The sequence below is a fragment of the Roseinatronobacter monicus genome, from assembly GCF_006716865.1.
GTDB classification, from domain to species: Bacteria; Pseudomonadota; Alphaproteobacteria; order Rhodobacterales; family Rhodobacteraceae; genus Roseinatronobacter; species Roseinatronobacter monicus.
In genome coordinates this window covers 3,135,158-3,153,025 of record NZ_VFPT01000001.1, presented here as the reverse complement: position 1 = coordinate 3,153,025, position 17,868 = coordinate 3,135,158, and the positions used below count along the sequence as shown (strand labels likewise).

Annotated in this window: 20 protein-coding genes; 5 read left to right on the top strand and 15 right to left on the bottom strand. The window is 62.4% G+C overall.

Going from position 1 to position 17,868, the window contains the following annotated elements:
• Positions 1-40 precede the first annotated feature (40 nt).
• The 8 genes from BD293_RS15040 to BD293_RS15010 form a co-directional block, all read right to left on the bottom strand.
• Positions 41-373 carry a Tm-1-like ATP-binding domain-containing protein gene (locus tag BD293_RS15040; RefSeq protein ID WP_211841044.1) on the bottom strand — a complete coding sequence of 111 codons (333 nt, stop codon included), beginning with the start codon at positions 371-373 and terminating at the stop codon, positions 41-43.
• Positions 271-1,418 (bottom strand): IS630 family transposase gene (locus tag BD293_RS15035; RefSeq protein WP_142081793.1). Its coding sequence is split into 2 segments (ribosomal slippage): positions 271-971 and positions 971-1,418, totalling 1,149 coding nucleotides; the frame shifts between segments, so codons are not numbered across the junction. The genes BD293_RS15040 and BD293_RS15035 overlap by 103 nt, the downstream gene beginning before the upstream one ends.
• A gap of 74 nt (positions 1,419-1,492) precedes the next feature.
• Positions 1,493-2,200 carry an ABC transporter ATP-binding protein gene (locus tag BD293_RS15030; RefSeq protein WP_142083054.1) on the bottom strand — a complete coding sequence of 236 codons (708 nt, stop codon included), beginning with the start codon at positions 2,198-2,200 and terminating at the stop codon, positions 1,493-1,495.
• A complete protein-coding gene (locus BD293_RS15025; protein WP_170207157.1) occupies positions 2,200-2,973 on the bottom strand; it encodes an ABC transporter ATP-binding protein in 774 nt (257 codons plus the stop codon). Before BD293_RS15025 ends, BD293_RS15030 begins: the two co-directional genes overlap by 1 nt.
• Positions 2,974-3,030: 57 nt before the next feature.
• The gene (locus BD293_RS15020) at positions 3,031-4,302 is read right to left on the bottom strand and encodes an ABC transporter substrate-binding protein (RefSeq protein WP_142083052.1); all 1,272 of its coding nucleotides are present in this window, start codon (positions 4,300-4,302) and stop codon (positions 3,031-3,033) included.
• Positions 4,303-4,412: 110 nt separating this feature from the next.
• Entirely contained in the window at positions 4,413-4,571 is a 159-nt protein-coding gene (locus BD293_RS22965) for a hypothetical protein (protein ID WP_211841043.1), read from the bottom strand.
• Entirely contained in the window at positions 4,558-5,433 is an 876-nt protein-coding gene (locus BD293_RS15015; protein WP_211841042.1) for a branched-chain amino acid ABC transporter permease, read from the bottom strand. Before BD293_RS15015 ends, BD293_RS22965 begins: the two co-directional genes overlap by 14 nt.
• Positions 5,430-6,323, bottom strand: a complete 894-nt coding sequence (locus BD293_RS15010; RefSeq protein WP_142083050.1) for a branched-chain amino acid ABC transporter permease — start codon at positions 6,321-6,323, stop codon at positions 5,430-5,432. The genes BD293_RS15015 and BD293_RS15010 overlap by 4 nt, the downstream gene beginning before the upstream one ends.
• A 138-nt stretch (positions 6,324-6,461) precedes the next feature.
• Here BD293_RS15010 and BD293_RS15005 point away from each other — a divergent pair, with 138 nt between their 5' ends.
• Complete coding sequence (locus BD293_RS15005; protein ID WP_142083047.1) at positions 6,462-7,169, top strand: phosphoenolpyruvate hydrolase family protein; 708 nt, start codon at positions 6,462-6,464, stop codon at positions 7,167-7,169.
• Positions 7,170-7,252: 83 nt separating this feature from the next.
• Positions 7,253-9,001 carry a phosphoenolpyruvate hydrolase family protein gene (locus BD293_RS15000; RefSeq protein WP_170207156.1) on the top strand — a complete coding sequence of 583 codons (1,749 nt, stop codon included), beginning with the start codon at positions 7,253-7,255 and terminating at the stop codon, positions 8,999-9,001.
• A gap of 9 nt (positions 9,002-9,010) precedes the next feature.
• Here the strand turns inward: BD293_RS15000 and chrA are convergent, their stop codons facing one another.
• Entirely contained in the window at positions 9,011-10,237 is a 1,227-nt protein-coding gene (gene chrA / locus BD293_RS14995) for a chromate efflux transporter (RefSeq protein ID WP_142083042.1), read from the bottom strand.
• 244 nt (positions 10,238-10,481) lie between these two features.
• Here chrA and BD293_RS14990 point away from each other — a divergent pair, with 244 nt between their 5' ends.
• The gene (locus BD293_RS14990; protein ID WP_142083040.1) at positions 10,482-12,107 is read left to right on the top strand and encodes an AMP-binding protein; all 1,626 of its coding nucleotides are present in this window, start codon (positions 10,482-10,484) and stop codon (positions 12,105-12,107) included.
• Positions 12,108-12,140: 33 nt separating this feature from the next.
• Here BD293_RS14990 and BD293_RS14985 read toward each other — a convergent pair whose 3' ends face one another.
• The 6 genes from BD293_RS14985 to BD293_RS14960 all read right to left on the bottom strand — a co-directional run bounded on the left by BD293_RS14985 (position 12,141) and on the right by BD293_RS14960 (position 15,788).
• Positions 12,141-12,788, bottom strand: coding sequence for a class I SAM-dependent DNA methyltransferase (locus BD293_RS14985; protein ID WP_142083038.1), 648 nt, complete (start codon positions 12,786-12,788; stop codon positions 12,141-12,143).
• Between the two features lie 203 nt (positions 12,789-12,991).
• Positions 12,992-13,969 carry an energy transducer TonB gene (locus tag BD293_RS14980; RefSeq protein ID WP_142083035.1) on the bottom strand — a complete coding sequence of 326 codons (978 nt, stop codon included), beginning with the start codon at positions 13,967-13,969 and terminating at the stop codon, positions 12,992-12,994.
• On the bottom strand, positions 13,966-14,352 hold the full coding sequence (locus tag BD293_RS14975; protein WP_142083034.1) for an ExbD/TolR family protein: 387 nt from the start codon (positions 14,350-14,352) through the stop codon (positions 13,966-13,968). The genes BD293_RS14980 and BD293_RS14975 overlap by 4 nt, the downstream gene beginning before the upstream one ends.
• Positions 14,349-14,690 carry a biopolymer transporter ExbD gene (locus BD293_RS14970; protein ID WP_246086320.1) on the bottom strand — a complete coding sequence of 114 codons (342 nt, stop codon included), beginning with the start codon at positions 14,688-14,690 and terminating at the stop codon, positions 14,349-14,351. Before BD293_RS14970 ends, BD293_RS14975 begins: the two co-directional genes overlap by 4 nt.
• Before the next feature lie 37 nt (positions 14,691-14,727).
• Positions 14,728-15,399: a MotA/TolQ/ExbB proton channel family protein gene (locus tag BD293_RS14965; protein WP_142083030.1), complete on the bottom strand. Its 672-nt coding sequence runs from the start codon at positions 15,397-15,399 to the stop codon at positions 14,728-14,730.
• Positions 15,396-15,788, bottom strand: a complete 393-nt coding sequence (locus tag BD293_RS14960) for a hypothetical protein (protein ID WP_142083028.1) — start codon at positions 15,786-15,788, stop codon at positions 15,396-15,398. Before BD293_RS14960 ends, BD293_RS14965 begins: the two co-directional genes overlap by 4 nt.
• Positions 15,789-15,988: 200 nt before the next feature.
• Between BD293_RS14960 and BD293_RS14955 the strand changes: the two genes are divergently transcribed.
• Both BD293_RS14955 and BD293_RS14950 read left to right on the top strand, forming a co-directional pair.
• The gene (locus BD293_RS14955) at positions 15,989-17,023 is read left to right on the top strand and encodes a hemin-degrading factor (RefSeq protein ID WP_142083026.1); all 1,035 of its coding nucleotides are present in this window, start codon (positions 15,989-15,991) and stop codon (positions 17,021-17,023) included.
• Positions 17,024-17,866, top strand: coding sequence for a heme/hemin ABC transporter substrate-binding protein (locus BD293_RS14950; protein WP_142083024.1), 843 nt, complete (start codon positions 17,024-17,026; stop codon positions 17,864-17,866). It begins immediately after the preceding gene.
• Positions 17,867-17,868: the final 2 nt, after the last annotated feature.

Here is a 17,868-nt window from a genome sequence, read left to right as displayed (position 1 = left end):
GATCTTCATAGATTTGGGAATCCCAAAACCCTCAGAAGAGTCAGATTTCGCGAGACTTGGTATTAGAACCCAGCACCGCATCTGCGCCCTCTGGGTGGCTGGCCGCAATCTCAGCAGCGGCCACATCGGCGGGCTGAGTTGTGTCGCCTGTGCTGACATCGACCAGCACCGGGTCTGCGCCCGCTGCGCGCACCCTGTCGCAGGCATAGCCGAGTTCCGCCGCTTTCGTGTCGCAGGTTCCAATGACGTAGACGCGCCTAGTCCCCTGATTCAGGCGATTTGCGGGTAAAGGTAAAGGAGTTTGGTTCTGGCGTCTTTGGTGGTGAAGTGCCAGTTGGTTTTGGCTTGTGCGTTGTTCCGATTTTGGGTCCAAGCAGCAACCTCTGTTTCCAGAGTAGCGTGATCTGGAATGCGCCGATCGAGGCATTGGCGCGCCAGAACACTAAGTTCGCACTCCGCGATGTTTAACCAAGACCCGTGTTTGGGCGTGTAATGCCAGTCGAAGCGATCAGCGATGCGTTTAGCTTCGGCCGGGGGAAAGGCTTCGTAAAGAGACGCGCGCCTATGGGTGTTCAAGTTGTCTTGAACCAGATCAATCTTGTCAGCCTTCGCAAAGTGGATGTCAGCCAGCTCTTTGAGAACATGAGCATAGTCGACGGCGGTGCGTCTGGCCCGAACGGCGACATGGCGCCAGCCCTCATGCGGAGCGAATACCATGAACAAGCTGGCGACGCCGTTGCGTTCGTATTCATAGTCAGACCGCGCGGGCTGACCCGGTCGCATCGGGATGGGGGCGCGGGTTTCTTTGGTCAATTGTTTGGAAGTCTCGTCCAGGCAGACCAGCGGACGCGCAGGGTCGTATGGGCGTGTGTAGACGGTGAGCACATCTTCCATGGCCGCGACAAAAGCAGCGCTGGCTTTGGGGGGGATCACCCAATAGCGGCTCTTGTGCGGTTTGAGAGCGTTTTTTTGAGCGTGCGCCCGATCGTGCTGTCACTGGCCTGATCTACGATACCCAACTCAACCACGCGCTTTTCCAAGAGCCGCAACGACCAGCGCGCATAGCCTTTGGGAGGTTCGGAGCAAGCCAGAGCGATCAGCTTTGCTTCTTTCTCCCCATCAAAGATCCTCGGTGGCGGTGTTGACTGTGTCTTGCGTGCAAGAGCAGCCTCAAGCCCTTCTTCCACAAGTTGACGACGGGTGCGATAGACGGTCGAAAGGCTGGTCTCCAACGCCTCAGATATCTGCGCGTCATCCCAGCCGCAATTTTCCGTGGACACATCCGCCTTCAACAATATTCGCGCCTTGAGCAGCCGATACGCCGCGCCACGACCCGTGCGGATTATACCTTCCAGTTGTTGGCGCTCTTCAGCATCCAGACGAACAACATATTTCACAGCGGGTCCACATTTGCCCATTTCAGCCTCCTCTGAAAGTTATCCCAGAGTGATTCAGAAAACCTCAACGAAGTCAAATACCGTGACACATGGGACTAGTGCCCATGGCTGACCCCCAGATACCGGTTTTGCATCTCTCGATCACGGGCAAGTTCGGCGGCATCCACGGTCGCCGCGATCCGCCCTGTGACCATGATCGACACCTCATCCGCGACAGAGGTGGCCACACGCAGGTTTTGCTCGATCAGCAACAGGCCCATGCCTTCGGCTGCAATCGTGCGCAGCACCTCGATCAGGTGGTCGACGATCACAGGGGCCAGCCCCTCGGACGGTTCGTCCATGATGACAAGCTGCGGGTTCATCAGCAGGGCGCGTGAAATGGCCAGCATTTGCTGCTCGCCGCCCGAAAGCTGGTTGCCGCCATTCTTGCGCCGTTCCGCCAACCTTGGGAATGTCTCGTAAATCCGGTCTATCGTCCAGGGAGGGGTGCCGCGTTGGGCCACCAGCAACAGATGTTCATGTACCGTAAGTGACGGGAACATGCGTCGCCCCTGCGGCACCAGTGCAATACCTTGCCGCGCAATCCGGCCTGTGTTCAGGCCCAGTATGTCGCGCCCGTCCAGCGTGATGCTGCCTGATGCGGGCACCATGCCCATCACTGCCGCGCACATCGTGGTTTTGCCCATACCGTTGCGCCCGACCACCGAGAGCGGCTTGTCGCGCACCGACAGGCTGACCCCCTGAAGGATCGTGGCCTTGCCGAACCGCACATGCAGATCGTTTATATCCAGATGGCCTGCCATTACTGCCTTTCCCCCAGATAAATCGCTTGAACAACAGGGTCATCGACCACTTTGTCCGGTGTTGAATCCACCACAATCACACCATCCTTCATGACCGTTACCTTTTCGGAATTGGCCAGTGCCACATCCATGTCATGCTCGATCAAAATCAGGGTCAGATCGCGCGGCAGGTCTGCCAGCAGCGCAACCAGTTCAGGGCGTTCAGCGGCGAACAAGCCTGCGGCGGGTTCATCCAGCATCAGCAGTTTCGGGTCGCCCGCCAGTGCCATGCCGATTTCAACCTGCCTGCGCTGCCCGTGTGACACCGCGTCAATGCGCGTGTCCAGAATGTGGTCCACCCGCACCTGCTGCGCCAGCGCGTCTACGCGCGCCAGATCGGGGTGCCCCGGCCCCGCCTTGATGAGGGAGAACCGGCCAAATTTCGCGGCGCGCACCGCCAGATAAAGGTTTTCGCGCACAGATAGCCCGTTGAACAATGTGGAACTTTGATAGGTGCGCCCGATCCCCATACGCGCCCGCCGATATGGCTTGAGCTGCGATATGTCGGCGCCAAAATAGGTGATCTTGCCCGAGGTTGGCGGGTAATCACCGCAAATTGTGTTGAACAACGTGGTCTTTCCGGCCCCGTTCGGGCCAAGGATCGCCCGCCGCTCGCCTGTGTGCACAGTCAGGGTCACGTCGCTGACGGCGTGCAGTGCGCCAAAACGGCGGCCAACACTGTCCAGAACCAGCGCGGGCAGATCGGAAGCTGAAGAAGGTGACGACGTCATCATATGTCCTGTCTTGGAGGGACCCGCCCCAATGGTGTCAAAGGGGCGGGCAGGGCCAGATCAGTTTGCTGGCGGGCAGGAAGGATTGTCACGCGAGGGCGAACCCAGCGCCCAAAACTCTTCCGTTTCCATGCCAAGGGTCTGGCTGACATCTTCGGTGCGCCCAAAGGCTTCGGTGCGCATCGTGCCATCATCATTGACGATACGGGTCAGGAAAATATCCGAGATGGCCTGACGGTTGTCGTCAAGACGGACATTTGCGCCGGTCGGAGCCGTAAACTCGATAGATGCGAGTGCGGCCTGAAAGGCTTCTTGATTGTCGGACAGATCGCCACCCACTTCTTCCAGCGCCTGAAGCACGCCGATGGTGTTGGTGTTGGTGTAGTAGTTCACCGCGTGAATGGAGGGCGAGTCAAACCCGTCCGGCCACCGCTCGCGGTAGTTTGCAACGAACTCTTCCCAGTTTGGGTCGTCATTCAGGTCGGCAATCGGGCCTGCGGCGACCATGCCTTCCATCAGGCTCTGATGTGGGCCGCGTGCCGACAAAAGCGTCTGGTCCGCGGTGATAGACCCGCCGATGATCGGCAGATCGCCCCCCACTTCGGCATATTGCGTCAGGAAGGCCAGCGCATCGGTGCCGCCCTGAATAAGCAACACCGCGTCGATGTCATCAGGGAATTGCGCGATGATCGACGAGAAGTCGGTGGTGTTCAGCGGCGACCACAGCTTGGTGACGGCCCCGCCCAATTCGCAATATTCATGCATGAAGCCGAACACTTGCGCGTATGGGAACGCGTAGTCTGCGGCCACAAGGGCCACATGGCGCGAGCCCATGTCTTCATAGGCATGGGTGCCCAAACCGGCCATCCACTGTGTGCCTTCGGTGTTGAAGCGGAAGAAATTTGGCGATGGGTCGCGCAGGGTCGTATCGGCGGCCCCTGATGACCCGTTGATGATCGTCTTGCCGTCCAACGTGCGCGAATAGTCGCGCAAGGCGATCCCTTCAGCACCGGAAAGCGGGCCGATGATGATGTCCACCTCGTCCTGCTCGATCAGTTTGCGGGCGCGTGCCAGCGCCACATCCGGCGTTGCGTTCGAGGATTCGCGGATCCATTCGATCTGACGCCCCCCGACGGTGTAGTCAATCGCCTCGAACGCCATTTCCATAGCGCGGTAGGCATCCTGCCCGCCTGTGGCGAACGGTCCTTCCAGTGTGGTGATAGAGCCAATGCGAATTGGCGACGTGTCTTGCGCCATTGCCCCGGACAGCGCAAAGACTGCCGCCGTTGTGCCCAGTGCCCAGGCTGTAAAATGTCTGCGCGAAACTGACATGTATTCTCTCCTCCGTGTTGTGCCGGGTTTCCTCCTCCCCGGCGGTGATAGTCTTGGACCCTTTGTTCAACAGGTGGGGGCGGTCGGGTCCGGGTGCCGCGCCCCTTGTTTCAGCGGGTGTCCCCGCTGACCGCAGTCTTGTTCCGGCGGCGCCACCCCAGTGCCGCCACCAGTCTGCCACCCATCCCCCAGACGCCATCCGGCGACAGCAGGATGATTGCCAGAAAAGCAAGTCCGATCAGTGTGTTGAAGCGATCATGCCCGATCATGCCCGATGATAGACGACGCGAACGTGTCCATCATGGCAAAGATCAGCGCGCCAATGAATGCGCCCAGCGGATGGCCCAAGCCACCGATCACCGCCATAATCAGCACACCCACTGTGGCCCAAAGCCCGATTGAACTGGGGGTGATGCCGATATTGTAGAAGGTAATCAGCACACCGCCCCAGCCCGCGATAAATCCGGCCAGCGCAAAGGACGCAACGCGGTGCAGCCCCACATGAAAGCCAATCGCAGCCGTGCGCCGGTCGGAATCGCGGATCGCTTGCAGCACCAGCCCGAATGGCGTGCGCACCACATACAGAACCAGCAGATACAGCAGGACCGCAACGATCAGGGCGGTGTAGTAAAACACCAGCGGCGTGCGGAAGGGGCGGCCAAATATTTCAGGGCCAACCACATTGCGAATGCCCTCATAGCCATTGAACCATGTGATGTTGGATTGCGCGAACAGGCTGAATCCGACGGCCAGCGCAAGGGTGATCATCAGCAAGTATATCTCGCGGGTGTTCACTGCGATCAGGCCCACCACTGCGCCTGCGAAACTTGCCGCCAGCACCGCCAGCGGTATGGCCAGCGCATAGGGCAAGGCGACGTCGCCAAGGGGAATGGCGGTCGGCGCCATCATCGCCACAGAATAGCCTGCAACCCCTGCGATCATGGTTTGCGCCAGTGACACGAACCCGCCGTAATGCGCCAGAAAGGTCAGCGACAAGGCAACGATCCCGTAAACCAGTGCCCGACCGAAGATATTGACCAGCCAGAAATTGGGCAGCAGCAGCGGCAATGTCATCAGAAAGGCAATGCCGATACCAGTCATCACCCAGCGGCGTGTGCTCATGACAATCATGTGGGTTTCCTCCCCAACAGGCCCTGCGGCCAGACTGCCAGCACCGTGGCCATGATGACGAAGGTCAGGATCACCGAATAGGTCGGGAACAGAACCTGCCCCCATTGCTCGGCCAGTCCGATCAAAAGCGCACCCAGTGCTGTGCCGCCGATGGACCCCATGCCGCCGACAATCACCACCACGAGTGACATCAGCAAAAAGCGGACATCCACGCCCAGCGACATGGGCTGCGCGGTTGCGCCGATGACGCCGCCCAGACCCGCCAGCCCTGCGCCAAGCGCAAACACCGTGGCCGCCACCAGCGGCACATTGATCCCGCAAGCGGCCAGCATCTGCCGGTCATCGACGCCAGCGCGCACAATGATGCCCAGCTTGGTCTTGTTCAGCAGCAGCCACAATCCGACCCCCACAGCAATGGCCAGAATGACCTGAAACAGCCGAAACACAGGATAGCGCCCGATGATGGGCACCTCGACCGGTCCAAACAGCATATCCGGTGCGAAGAACCGGAACGGATTGCCGCCAAAGGTCGCAAGGATCTGATCTGCAATGATAATTGAAAGGCCGATCGTCACCAGAGCTTGGCGCAATTCCTGCCCCTGCATCCAGCCCAGAAAGGCCACCTGCATAATCAGGCCCACCAGTGCGGCAGCCCCGATCCCGGCCACAATGCCGATCAGCCACGCTTGCGAGGCCCATGCGCTTGAGGCATAAAGCGGGTCGTATACCGCGAAGCCGACATATGCGCCCACCATATAAAGCGAACCATGCGCCATGTTCACAGTCCGCATCAGCCCGAATATCAACGAGAATCCGCAAGCGACGATAAAGTATAGCGATGCAAGCGTCAGCCCGTTAAGGGTGACGGTCAGTATGAACTGCAAGGACACGTTTTCCTCCTCGTCAGGCGCTGGCAGCCATCATGGCTCCTCCCTCAGCGCGGCGGACGATCAATTGGTCTTGTCAGGGGATTTTGCAGGGCAGAGGGCAAAGTTTCCACAGCCATTTTGCCAGATAAATGGGTAATAATGGGTAACTCATCAGACGCGTTGCACCGCAAGTTGCTGCCGGATCTGTCGATCAGCATGGCCTTGCCTGCGCCCGAACCGGTACGCGAATCGCACAGCGCGCAAATATTCGCGCCGTGGCTTGCGCAAATTCCCGCAGCACAGCGCGATCTGTTGGCATTGCTGCCGGTTTTGGATGTGAACGGCGCTGTGTTTGATGCCCTGAAGGGCGCGCATTCCGACCCCCAGCCAATGGCCCGACCGGGCATAAGTGCCGCATTGCTCTGCGTTGATCCTTTTTTGCGGGTGCGCGATGTCGTGGCGCTTTTGGCTTCCGCCGGAATAGGCGGCGTGGCGAATTTTCCGACCATCCAGATCATTGATGGTGTCGCTGCGCGCGGGTTTGACAGCGCCGACCTTGGCCTGCGCCGAGAGGCGCAGATGCTGGCGCGTTTCGCCGAGCAAGGCTTGTCTGTGACGGGCTTTTGCACCACTGCGGAAAACGGCCAGCGTATGCTGGATCATGGGGCGTCGGTGCTGGTGGTGCATCCCGGTTTGCCATCGGCGGACTGGCGCGCGCGCACCATCGCCGCGCGCGACGCCGCCGACACGCTGCGAGCGCTGCGCCCGCGCTGCACAGTGCCCCTGCGCCTGTTTTGTCCCGATGCTTACGGTGCAGAGCTTGACCCCGCACGCGCCCTTGCCGACGGATTGGTGCATTATGCCTGATTGCGATGGCGGTGTTTGCATCGATACATGGCAAGGATACTGTCAGATATGCTAGGCATTCCAGTGCGAGGGCGGCCCAAACCATGACAGTTGCACTGAACCACATGTTGCAAAAACGCGCGCCCGGCAGCGGAATGCTGTTGATTGGCGGGGCAATTGGCGTGGGCATGACCGCCGAGGCGGCTGTGCGCGGCGGGGCTGATTTTTTGCTGGCGCTGAATGCGGGGCGCTACCGGGTGATGGGCGCGGCCTCGCTGGCGGCATTGCTGCCGCTGAGCAATGCAAACCAGTTCACCGATACATTTGCGCGCCGCGAGATACTGGACCGCGTCTCGGTGCCGGTTCTGTTTGGCGCGTCGTGCTTTGATCCGGCGACCAGCCCTGAGCAGCTTGTGCAGCAGGCCTGCGATGTCGGCTATCAGGGCATCGTCAACTTTCCGTCTTCGATTCATTTTGATGGCCGGTTCCGCCAGTCACTGGAAGAAGCCGGTCTGGGTTTCGCCCGCGAGGCGCATATGCTGGCACTGGCGCGGCGCGCGGGGCTGTTGACCCTTGGCTATGCCAAAACCCGCGCCGAGATTGCCCAACTGATCGAGGCAGAGGTGGCCATGATCTGCCTGAATTTTGGCTGGAATGCGGGGGGTGTGCAATCTGTGGCGCAAAGCTTCACCATTGCAGAAGCGGCCGACCGCGCGCGGCGTATCTTCACCTCGATCCGCGCCCGCGCGCCCGAAACGCTGTGCTTTGTCGAAGGGGGGCCGATCATCAACCCCGATGACATGTTTCGCGTCTGCGACGAGGCGCGCGCCGATGGTTATGTCGGCGGCTCCACACTCGACCGTGTGCCGCTGGAATTTTCGGTGACCGAGCGGACCTCTGCGTTCAAGGCCTTCGGGCTGTTGAAGCAAGCCAACACCGCGCAAACGCGCGAGTTGGGCCGCACGGCGCGGATTGCGGGCATTGTGGGGCAGTCGGAATTTGTGCTGGCGGTGTTGGAACAAGTCACACGGCTGGCGGCTACGCGCATTCCCGCCCTGATCTGTGGCGAGGCGGGTCTGGGTCGCGGGGCATTGGCGCGCGCGCTGCATCCGCTTTCCGAGCGCACTGGCCCCTTGCTGACGCTGCGTGCCGCGAACCCGAAGGCTGATCCCGAAGCGCTTTTGTTCGGTGAAGCGCCGCGTCGCCAAGGGATGCTGGCCAGATCGGGCGCAACCGTCGTGATCGAGAATGCCGAGGCCCTCTCCACCGTTGTGCAAGCCAGGCTTGCCGATTGGCTGGAGCAAGACATGCCGGGCCTTGTCGGCAGCCTGCGCGACCCCGCTGGCCCCGAGCATGGCGCGCGGCTGGTGCTTGTCTGCCAGCCCGAGGCCGGGGGCGAACCGGCCCTGATTGCAGCACTGGCCCAATGCCTTCAGGCAGGCAAGATCGAGATCCCCCCTTTGCGCGAACGCCCCGAGGATGTGCCTGCCCTTGCCCGCCACCGGCTGGCGGTGCTTGGGGGCACGCGACAGATTTCAGCCGATGGCTATCGGCTGTTGCTGGCCCATGGCTGGCCCGGCAACACACCAGAGCTGCGCGCGGTCATTGACCGCGCGGCCCTTCACACCGAAGGCAACACCATCGGGTCGGCGGCCTTGTCGGCAGCAATCGGGCATGGCCCCTCTGGTGACGGCGCGGATGACGATGCGCTTGTTCAACCGCTGAGCGAGCGGGACTGGTTGCTGGACGCGCTGCGCCGCAACCGTTTCCGGCGCGGGGACACCGCCGCCTATCTGGGCGTGTCGCGCAAGACACTGTACAACAAGATGCGCCGCATGGGGTTGCTGGAATAGCGCCTACCGCTAGCCCACCAAGGCCAGACCCACCCCACCCAAAGCCGCGACGATCACCACCGCCCAAGGCGGGGCTTTCCATGCCATCAGCAGCACGAAACAAACCAGCGCCAGCGCGAAATCGCGCATATCGCCAATGGCACTGGTAAAGACAGGCGAATACAGCGCCGCCCCCAGAATACCGACCACAGCCGCATTCGCGCCCTGCATGATGGATTGCGCGCGCGCCATTGCGCGAAACTGGTCCCAATAGGGCAGCACACCGACCAGCAGCAAGAACCCCGGCAAAAACACCGCCCCCAGCGCCAGCGCCGCTCCGGCCATGCCGCTTGGGTCCGGCCCCAGCACTGCGCCCAGATAGGCCGCAAAGGTGAAAAGCGGCCCCGGCACCGCTTGAGCCGCCCCGTATCCGGCAAGGAAATCATCTGGCGACACCCAACCGGGGGACACAACTTCGGCCTGCAACAGCGGCAGCACCACATGCCCGCCCCCAAATACCAGCGCGCCCGCGCGGTAGAAGCTGTCGATTACCGCGAAACCCTGCCCTTGCCCGGCCAGCAGCGGCAGCAAGGCGAGCAGCGCGAAAAACGCAACCAGCGCCCCCAGTGCCACCCCGCGTGATCCCGGCATGGTGACATGGCCGCCAACAGGGGTTCCCGCCCCGCGCCCCAGCATCAGCCCCGCCACTGCGCCCAGCACAATCGCGCCCACCATGCCAAACGCTCCCGGCACAAACGCCAGCACGGCAACAGCGGCCACGGCAATCAACGCGCGCTCCTTGTCGGGGCAGAGGTTCTTTGCCATGCCCCAGACGGCTTGGGCGATGATGGCAACTGCGACAATCTTCAGCCCGTTCAGCGCACCTGTTCCCACAGGCCCGGCGATGTTGGTTGCTGTCATGGCAAAGACCAGCAGCACCAGCGCGGATGGCAGCGTAAAGGCGACAAACGCCGCCAGTGCCCCCAACCAGCCCGCGCGCATCAGCCCCAGCGCAAACCCGACCTGAGAGGAAGCCGGACCGGGCAGGAACTGGCATAGCGCCACCAGATCGGCATAAGCACTGTCATTCAGCCAGCGCCGCCGCGTGACCAATTCATCGCGGAAATAGCCCAGATGCGCGATTGGCCCGCCGAACGAGGTCAGACCCAGCTTTAGAAACGCCAAGAACACCTCGCCCGCTGTGCCTTGGCTTTGGTCCTTTGGGTGGGGGTCGGTGTGCTCGACCTCATCTGTCATGTGATATCCTGTACATTCTGCGCGTGTGCTGTGTTTGTGCCCAGACTAGATTTATCGGGGCAGAATGTGAAACCCTCATGTCAGCTGGTGTGGCGCGGCGTGTCGGGGTCGGATGCGCGGCTGTTGCGCGTACGGCGTGGTTGTCGAAAGGGCGCGCTCCGCCTATTCTCGCGCTTACCGTCTGCAAGGGGCATATCATGATTTATACGGGCCACCCAAAACCACGGCTGCGGCATCTAATGTCATGAGCAGATCGGTCTTGCCTGCTGGCCGCGACTGGGCGGCGTTGCGCGCGCAGTTTCAATGGCCGCACCCTGCGCAGCACAATATCGCGCTGCGCTGTTGTGACAGTTGGGCCGCCCGCGCGCCCGACAAGACCGCCCTGATTGACGTGGCCAGCGATGGGACCGCGCGACACTGGAGTTATGGCGAGATGGCCCGCGCCTCGGACCGTCTGGCGCAGTCATTTCGCGCGCGCGGTGTGCGGCGCGGGGACCGTGTGGCGGTGCTGTTGCAGCAAGGGCCAGCCGTGCTGATAAGCCATTTCGCCGCCCTGAAACTGGGCGCAATCGTCCTGCCGCTGTTCACCCTGTTCGGGCCGGACGCGCTGTTGTTTCGCTTGGGCGACAGTGGCGCGCGCGTGATCGTCACGGATATTGGCGATCTGGACAAGATCATGTCCCTGCGCGCGCAACTGCCGGAACTGCGCGAAATCTATGCGCTGAACGGCGCTGCTGCCCCTGTGCGGGATTTCTGGGCGGAAATCGCCGCCGCCAGCCCGCATCTGGACCCCGTGCATATAGGGCCGGATGATCCGGCGATGATTATCTATACATCTGGCACAACCGGTGCGCCCAAGGGCGCGCTGCATGCGCACCGCTTTCTGAGCGGGCATCTGCCCTCGGTCGAGTTGCATCATGCGTTCTTCCCCCAGCCCGGCGATACGGGCTGGACTCCTGCCGATTGGGCATGGATCGGAGGGTTGATGAATATGGCCCTGCCATGCCTCTATTACGGGGTGCCGCTGGTCAGCCACCGTATGCGGAAATTCGACCCTGATGCGGCCTTTGATCTGATCGCGCGGCACGGGGTGCGCAATCTGTTTCTGCCGCCCACAGCGCTGAAGCTGATGCGCGATGCGCGCGTGCCCCAATCCGTGAATATCCGCTCTATCGGGTCCGGGGGCGAGAGTCTGGGCGTTGAGGTGCTGGAGTGGGGACGCACGGCCCTGAACACGCATATCAACGAATTTTATGGCCAGACAGAGTGCAATCTGATGGTCACAAGCTGCGCGAGTGTCATGGACACGGTGCCGGGGTGTATGGGCAAGGCCACACCGGGGTTCGACGTGGCGATTATCCATGATGATGGCACGGCCCTGCCTGACGGTGAGGTTGGCGAAATAGCTGTGCGCAAAGGCACTCCGGCGATGTTCCTGCGCTACTGGAACCAGCCCGCGCAGACGGCTGAGAAGTTTATCGGCGCATGGATGCGAACAGGCGATCTTGGGGTGCGCGACGGGCAGGGCAATTTCAGATATGTTGCGCGCGAGGATGATGTCATCACCTCGGCTGGCTATCGTATCGGCCCAAGCGAGATTGAGGATTGCCTTACAGGGCATCCCGATGTGGTGATGGCCGCTGTTGTGGGTGTTCCAGACCCCATACGAACCCAATCCGTTTGCGCCTATGTGGTGCTGCGCGCGGGCGCTGACGAGGCCGGACTGGACGCCGCGCTGATTGAACGTGTGCGCAGTCGCATCAGCCCCCATCTGGCCCCGCGCAAGGTGGTCTTTCGTGACAGCTTGCCCATGACAGCGACAGGCAAGATCATGCGCCGCGCGTTGCGCGATGCTGAACAGGGGTCGTGAAACGCGGTGCGGACCGGCGTTGTGCGGGCGCCCTCAGACAACGCGGCAAAGCGTGTGAATAACCCTGATATCGTCTGCAAACTCGGCATTGCGCGGCAGATAGGGTTTTGGCGTGCTGATATGGTGCCGCTGCCAAAGGCCCGCCCCCTCGATCCGCGCAATCATGTCGTCAAAGCGCCGCTCCTGCCACAGATCGGTGCGCTGGGTGAACGCGATCATGCCGCCGCTGCGCACCGCGCGGCACAGGTCGCGCAGCAGGGCCCCGGCATCCGCGATATAAGTCAGCACGCCGATTGATGCAGCGACATCATAGGCGTTGTCAGGCACTGGCAAGGGCAGATTTTGTAGATCGTGCTGCGTCAACTGGTGATACAGGCCGCGCCTTTGCGCCTGTTGCAGTGACGCGGTGGAGATATCCAGACCATCAACCGACACCTTGGCCCGCGCGCACAAGGCCCGCCCCAGCAACCCGGTGCCGCATCCGACATCCAGAACGCGCTGACCGGCTGCAAGATGCGGCAGAAGCAGATCGGCTGCATCCTCTGGTGCGCGGTAGTGCCACGAGTCCAGTTCTGCATCGTAGCTGTCGGCCCAGTCGTCATAATAGGTCTGCACGGCTTGGGCATCGGTCGTGCCCGCGCGCAGCGACGTAAGAGGTTCATCGCGCGAATCCTCAGCCATCCCTACCTCCTTGTCCGCATCAAGCACCAGTTGCGGTGCCCTTGATCGCCTTTTTGCATATCATGATAGTCCTTTGGGGGTGCGGAATGCAAATTCAGGTCTTGCATGTCGTCCATTCATCCGCCCCAAGATCGGGGCTTGACCCCTTCACCGATTGGGTCGAGCGGGGATGCGCGCTTAATATGGCGATGCCCAAACGCTGTCTATCGGCCCACAAACTCGAAACTGAACTGGCGTTGCGCGCCATTGGGGGGGGGCGGAAAAGGGGCTGCGCGGCGGATGTGGTCGAGAGCGGTCTGGTCAAGGCCCGCATGGCCGGACGAGCGCGCGACCGAGACGGCGGCCAAGGCTCCATTCTGGCCAACGCTGAAACTGACCAGCACCTGCCCGCGCGCAGGGCTTCGGGCCTGACGCACACGCTGTATGCGCCGCAGCACTTCGCCGGGGTAGTTTGACGCCGCCGCATTGCCTTGCGCGGTGGCCTGCGCGCGTGCGGGTGCTTCGCTGGCCGCTTGGCCCTGCGTGCCTTGCTGGCTGCCGCGTGTGGCCGTTTGGGGGGCGTTGCCTTGCGGCGCGGGGGGCTGGCGGGTCGGTTGCGCCTGCGCTGTGCGGTCCGGTCGCGGTGGCGGCTTGCGGCTTGTCTCGGGCGCGCGCTCGGTGGGGGAGGTGTCCGGGGCAAGTGCTTCGGGGCGGGTCGCCTCGGCTATGTCAATTTGTGGTGCCGCTTCTGCCAGTTCCAGTGTGACCGAAGGCTGGTCCTGTTCCGGTGCGGCAGGCAACACCGCTTCGCTTGGGTCGGCAGCAATGGGCAGGGCTGGGGCGGGTTGCGTGGGCGCTGATGGTGCGGGCGATAGGGGTTCGGGCAGGGCTTCAGGCTTTGGCATCTCCGCCGTGTCGGGGTCCACAAGCTCGGAGTCGCTCGGGGTCAGTAACCCTTCGGCGAAATCGGCAAAGCTGGTGCCAAGGGCGGCGGGCGCATCCTCGCCCCCGCCCGCGATGAGGGCGGTTTCGCGCGGTGCAAGGGCGGCCATCGCGCCCAGATGCACCAACACCGACACGCCAGCCGCAAACGCAACGGTTTTCAGGCGCGGTGTGATGTTCAGGCGGCGCAGGTCGCGCGGGCGCACCAGCGGGCACCCGTCCCGTTGTGGGCAGGCGCGCAATAGGCTTGTGGCGTTCATGGCAGCCCCCGTTCGGTCACGATCACCAACTCCGCGACCCCTGCGGCGCGCAAGCCTTGGGCCAAGGCGACCAGATCGGTCGCCGGTGCTGCGCGGTCTGGCAACAGCCGCACCCGCGCCGCCCCTGCAAATTCGGCTATGGCCGCTTCGGAGGTGAGCATCTGACCCGCATGGCGCAAACTGCCATCGGCCAGCATGACCAGCGCGTCCGAGGGCGGCTCGGTCGTGATCTCGTTGAGGGCGACCAGCGCCACGTCAGCATCCGGACGCGGTGCAAGACTGCCTGCGATCAGAAAAAAGATCAGCATCAGAAACACGATATTGATCAGCGCAATCGTGGGTTCGGCGCGGTTGCGCGGGGTGAGGGCTAATGCGCGCCTCATGGTGCGGCCCCCAGCACGGCCAGCCGCCAGCCGGACAGCCCTTGCAGCAGGTGCAAGATTTCGGCAAATCCCTGCGCGCCAACACCTTCCCCCAAGGTTAGCAGCAGCACCCCTTCGCCGCGCGCTTGCAATTCAGAGCGCAGCGCTTCGGGCGTTGTCTCGGTCGCGTCCAGCCGCAACCCGTCTTGGCGCAACTGGATAAAGGCAGGCGGGGTGTCAGGGGGCGTTGCAGCCCCGCCCATCGCCAGATCAAGCGGCAATTCGCCCTGCCGCGCAAAGGTGGAACTGAGCATGAAGAACAACAGCAACAGGAAGATCACATCGATAAGCGATGTCATCGACAACCGTCTGCGCCGAGGCGTAAGGTCCAGCCGCTCAGGCATGGGCAAGACCGGTGTTATGGGGTGCCTCCAGCGGGCAGACCTCTTGCGCCAACCCCGCACACAGCGCCACATCAACGATCTGGATTGCCAGCCGCGCCTCGCGTGCGACGCGCGCTTCGAACCATGTCAGCACAAGAGCTGCGGGCATCGCCACGCCAAGCCCCACCGCCGTCGTCAGCAGTGCGACCCAAATGCCGCCGGCCAATGCAGAGGGGTCCACATTCGCGCCCGCTTCCTGCAACGCCTGAAACGCTGTAATCATGCCCAGAACCGTGCCGAACAAGCCCAGAAGCGGGGCCACCTGTGCGATGGAATCCAGCAGGCGAAAGCCCGATTGCAACCGCGCGATGGCCTCTTCTGCAAGGCCCGTCAGGCGCGCGCGCAGCGCCTCGCCTTCGCCCTCGGCGCGCAATGCCAGAACAGCGAGCGGGGCCAGATGGTTGCGCGCCCCTGCCGCCTGTTGCAACGCGGCAGTGCGCGCGCCACGGTCGAACTGGTCCAATGCTGCAAGGATCGGGCCATGCGCACCCAGCCCCGCGCGCTGGAATTGCCACAGCTTGACCAGCACCAGCGCCAGCGCCAGCACCGACATGGCCAGAAGAATCGCCACAACAGGGCCGCCAAGGGCCAGAAATTCCTGTACGGAGTCCAGAATGCCGGTCATTTCAGCACCTCGATTTCCGTTTCGCTGCTGACGGTCAGCGCGGCGGTGCAGGCACTGGCGGCCAGCGGTGTGCACGGCCCCATTGCGTTGAACAGCACCCGCCCGACATCTGCGCAGTCAAGATTGGGCAGGTTGAAACTGCGCACCCGCATCCCGTGTGCAGGCAGGGACTGGAAATCCAGCAGGCTGAGGCGCAGCACGCGGGATGCGGTGTTCAAAAGCACCACTTCGGCCTGAAGCTGCGTGAACTCTGTCTCGGTCTTGTTGTCCAACACAAAGACCAACTGGCACTGATCCGCGCCGGAATTGGCCTGATCCAGCTGGATGGAAAGGGTGTCCGCCATCACAGGCGACAGGCCAAGGCCCAATAAAATAGCCAATACGCGCATAACGCTGCCTTCTCGGTTCAGTATTTTGGGAAAGGCTGGCACGAGGCTGGCAGTCGGCAGAATTTCTGCTTGCAGGGGCGTTAGCATTGTCTTAGTAAAACTGTCAAGAATGAAGCGTACCCCGCTTCATGCGCCATCCAGCCCTGAGCCAGACATGCGCCTGACCCCATCAGACCCGTGACAACCTCAGGAGCTTTTCAATGACGCTGGACACTCTCGCCCCCGTTTCCCCCGCCGATCTGCGCCGCGCCCGCGCAGACGCCCCAAAAACCCGCGCCCGCGATCTGGCCGACACTTTGGGCGTGACCGAAGCCGCGCTGGTCGCCGCCCATGTCGATGGCGTAAAAGTGGTGCGGATTGATCCCGCGGTGGACCGGCTGATGCCTGCCATTCAAGCGCTGGGCGATGTTATGGCGCTGACGCGCAATGTGTCTTGTGTGCATGAACTTACCGGCACTTATGAAGATTTTCATTCCGGCCCACATGCCTCGATGGTGCTGGGCGCAGAGATCGACCTGCGGATGTTTCCCAAGCATTGGGTGCATGGCTTTGCGCTATTGGACGGCCCGTGCCCCTCGGTACAGGTGTTCGATGCGGCGGGCGATGCGGTTCATAAGGTGTTTCTGACCGATGTGTCGGACCGCGCCGCTTTTGATCGGTTGGTGCAGGATTTGCGGCTGGGCGATCAGTCGGATGACATCACCCTTGCCGCGCGCAAGCCCGTGGAAGCGGCGAAGCTGCGGCACGACAAGGCTGATGAATTGCGCAGTGAATGGGGCGCGCTGACCGATACCCACCAATTCCTGCGCCTTGCCTCGAAACTGAAGATGAACCGCCTTGGCGCGTATCGCGTGGCGGGGGCCCCTTGGGCATTCGAGCTGGCCACGGGCGCGGTCACGAAGCTTTTGCACGCGGCGGCCAAGGATGCGATTGCGCTGATGATCTTTGTGGGCAATCAGGGCTGCATCCAGATCCACGGCGGGCCTGTCGCACGGGTAGAGCCGATGGGGCCATGGATCAATGTGCTGGACCCGCGCTTTAACCTGCATCTGCGCGCCGATCATATTGCGGAAGCCTGGCATGTGATCAAACCGATCCGCGACGGCATGGCCCATTCCATCGAGGCATTCGATGCGGACGGTGCCCTGATCGTGCAGATCTTCGGCAAACGCGACCCCGATACCGCTGCCTTTACGGCACTGGTCGAGGGATTGCCGCGCAAGGCGGGGGAATAAATGATGCTGCGATACACCCTACTTCTCGCGGCGCTTGCCACCCCGCTGAGCGCACAGGACCGCGTTGTCGTTGTCGGCGGTGGGTTGGCGGAAATCGTCTATGCGCTGGGGCAGGACCACCGCCTTGTCGGGCGCGACACAACCGCCAGCTTCCCCCCCGCGGTCGAAGCACTGCCGGATGTCGGCTATATGCGCGCCCTCTCGCCCGAGGGGTTGTTGGCGCTGGACCCTGACCTGATCCTTGCTTCAGAAGGGTCTGGCCCGTCCGAGACTGTGCAGATCATGCAGGCAGCCGCGGTCCCGTTTGTGCAGGTGACCGAAGACCCAAGCCCGTCTGCGGTGCTGGAGCGCGTGAAAACCGTCGCCCGGCACCTCGATGCAGTACAAGCGGGTGACGCGCTGGTCGCACAGCTAGAGGCCGAGTTCGCCGCCCTGTCCGAAGCGACCGGTGCTGTGACAACGCCCAAGCGGGTGATGTTCGTGCTGTCGGCGCAGGGCGGTCGCATCAATGCGGCGGGGCGGGACACAGGGGCCAGTGCGATGATAGAACTGGCGGGCGGTGCCAATGCCTTTGACGATTTTGCAGGCTACCGCCTGCTCAGCGACGAGGCGATTACTGCCGCTGCCCCTGATGTGATCCTGATGATGGACCGTGGCGGGGATCACGCGCTTTCAGATGCCGAAATACTGGCCCATCCTGCGCTGGGGCTGACCCCTGCGGCAGAGAATGCAGCGGTGCTGCGCATGAATGGCATCTATCTGCTGGGCTTTGGTCCGCGCACGGCGGAAGCCGCGCAAGATCTGCACCGCGCCCTCTACCCCGCGCCGCAGCAAGAGGGCTGAGC

Coding starts and splice junctions, on each gene's coding strand:
- BD293_RS14965 (WP_142083030.1), bottom strand. CDS start 15,399: ATGACCGGCATTCTGGACTCCGTACAGGAATTTCTGGCCCTTGGCGGC.
- BD293_RS14955 (WP_142083026.1), top strand. CDS start 15,989: ATGACGCTGGACACTCTCGCCCCCGTTTCCCCCGCCGATCTGCGCCGC.
- BD293_RS14950 (WP_142083024.1), top strand. CDS start 17,024: ATGATGCTGCGATACACCCTACTTCTCGCGGCGCTTGCCACCCCGCTG.
- BD293_RS15005 (WP_142083047.1), top strand. CDS start 6,462: ATGGGTAACTCATCAGACGCGTTGCACCGCAAGTTGCTGCCGGATCTG.
- BD293_RS14960 (WP_142083028.1), bottom strand. CDS start 15,788: ATGCGCGTATTGGCTATTTTATTGGGCCTTGGCCTGTCGCCTGTGATG.
- BD293_RS14990 (WP_142083040.1), top strand. CDS start 10,482: ATGAGCAGATCGGTCTTGCCTGCTGGCCGCGACTGGGCGGCGTTGCGC.
- BD293_RS14985 (WP_142083038.1), bottom strand. CDS start 12,788: ATGGCTGAGGATTCGCGCGATGAACCTCTTACGTCGCTGCGCGCGGGC.
- BD293_RS15030 (WP_142083054.1), bottom strand. CDS start 2,200: ATGGCAGGCCATCTGGATATAAACGATCTGCATGTGCGGTTCGGCAAG.
- BD293_RS22965 (WP_211841043.1), bottom strand. CDS start 4,571: ATGATCGGGCATGATCGCTTCAACACACTGATCGGACTTGCTTTTCTG.
- BD293_RS14980 (WP_142083035.1), bottom strand. CDS start 13,969: ATGAACGCCACAAGCCTATTGCGCGCCTGCCCACAACGGGACGGGTGC.
- BD293_RS14970 (WP_246086320.1), bottom strand. CDS start 14,690: ATGACATCGCTTATCGATGTGATCTTCCTGTTGCTGTTGTTCTTCATG.
- chrA (WP_142083042.1), bottom strand. CDS start 10,237: ATGACAGATGAGGTCGAGCACACCGACCCCCACCCAAAGGACCAAAGC.
- BD293_RS15015 (WP_211841042.1), bottom strand. CDS start 5,433: ATGATTGTCATGAGCACACGCCGCTGGGTGATGACTGGTATCGGCATT.
- BD293_RS14975 (WP_142083034.1), bottom strand. CDS start 14,352: ATGAGGCGCGCATTAGCCCTCACCCCGCGCAACCGCGCCGAACCCACG.
- BD293_RS15000 (WP_170207156.1), top strand. CDS start 7,253: ATGACAGTTGCACTGAACCACATGTTGCAAAAACGCGCGCCCGGCAGC.
- BD293_RS15020 (WP_142083052.1), bottom strand. CDS start 4,302: ATGTCAGTTTCGCGCAGACATTTTACAGCCTGGGCACTGGGCACAACG.
- BD293_RS15025 (WP_170207157.1), bottom strand. CDS start 2,973: ATGATGACGTCGTCACCTTCTTCAGCTTCCGATCTGCCCGCGCTGGTT.